Raw genomic sequence first — 1,461 nt, forward strand, 5'->3', positions numbered from 1 at the left:
CCTATAATCTCGCCATAGTTTTTAACGCTTACATTTGGGCCGAATATGCCAACTAAACCGTCTTCCAATATCGCGATCCTTACCTTAACTCTCGCCATGTTGATTTGGGCTAGCTCATTCATAGCGCTTAAAATAACATTTCAAGAGCTACATCCTGCCCAAGTGTTATTTGGAAGAATGTTATTGGCCAGTGTCTTTTTCGTATTCATGCTGCGTTGGATGGGGCGTCTAAACTATCAACGAGGTGACTGGAAGCTACTATTAATGATGGCGATAATGGAGCCCTGCCTCTATTTCATATTTGAATCATTAGCACTTCAAAACACGACAGCATCTCAAGCTGGCGTTGTAACATCTCTTCTGCCTTTATTGACTGCAATTGGCGCTTACCTTGTTCTCGACGAACGTCTGCATATTCGAACTTGGTTAGGATTTGCCATCGCCATTGTCGGTGCGATTATTTTAAGTGTTGCTGGAGATAGCTCAGAGACAGCCCCTAATCCGATGTTAGGTAACTTTTACGAATTGTTAGCGATGGTTTGCGCTGCCGTGTATACCTTAGCTGTGAAGCATTTAGTGAGTCGTTACTCCCCTCTCTTTCTCACAGCTCTGCAATCTTGGGTTGGAGCAATCTTCTTTCTTGGGCCTGCGATGTACGTCCCTTTACCTGAAACCATTAGTACAACGAGCGTTGTTGCCGTGATGTATCTTGGCATTATCGTTTCGATCGGCGCCTATGGCTTATACAATTATTCTCTGACGCGAGTACCTGCTACTCAAGCCTCTGCCTTCATCAACTTGATTCCAGTATTCACTGTTATCATTGCATTTCTAGTTTTAGGGGAATATTTCAACCACACGCAGTTTATCGCCTGCAGCGTAATCATCATCGGCTTGTATTTAAGCAGGACGCCTAAAAAACAAGACCTTAATTAATACTCGGCGTATTGTTCTCGCACATCAGAGATGAATCGCTTCAACTCACCGAACATTTGCGAGGCGTCTGCTACACCCATTTTTAACGAGAGAGCTCGCACGTCAATTTGAGTGACGGAAAGATCACCCATCAACCCGTCGTTCTGAGCTGCCTCGGCAGTTTTGTTGTCAGCCAACACCCAAGCATCTACACACACAAGAACCTCACGCTGATCAAAGTTATCTAGATCAATAAAACCAGCTTCCCAGCTCTCGCGACCGCGACTTCGTTCAACGAAGGCGCTAACAGACGCTACATTACTGTAGATCGACAGAAACTCTGACCAACTTTGGATAGTATTCACTTTGTTCTTGGGAGAGAGAAGCTCAGACCACTCGTTCAACCATGCCTGCCATGCCGTACTTAAGGACATCAAATAGCCATTGTAAATAAGCTTACGATCCGCGCTACTTACATTATTTATTGCAGCAATTTGTTTCTCATACCGACCCGCAAAAAGCATTTGTGCCTGCACGACATCTCGC

The 1,461-nt window shown here is 44.8% G+C and carries 2 protein-coding genes; one reads left to right on the forward strand and one right to left on the reverse strand.

Annotation, left to right across the window (positions count from 1 at the left end):
* Window positions 1-45 precede the first annotated feature (45 nt).
* Window positions 46-936, forward strand: coding sequence for a DMT family transporter (locus A3738_RS18025; protein ID WP_068500906.1), 891 nt, complete (start codon window positions 46-48; stop codon window positions 934-936).
* On the opposite strand, the gene A3738_RS18030 is transcribed toward A3738_RS18025, so the two are convergent.
* The coding region (locus A3738_RS18030) for a hypothetical protein (protein ID WP_231876691.1) at window positions 933-1,461 on the reverse strand (529 nt) is incomplete at its 5' end. The genes A3738_RS18025 and A3738_RS18030 overlap by 4 nt on opposite strands.

The organism is Oleiphilus sp. HI0066 (assembly GCF_001635725.1).

Excerpts from the sequence above, each read along its gene's own strand:
- A3738_RS18025 (WP_068500906.1), top strand. The coding sequence starts at position 46 with ATGCCAACTAAACCGTCTTCCAATATCGCGATCCTTACCTTAACTCTC.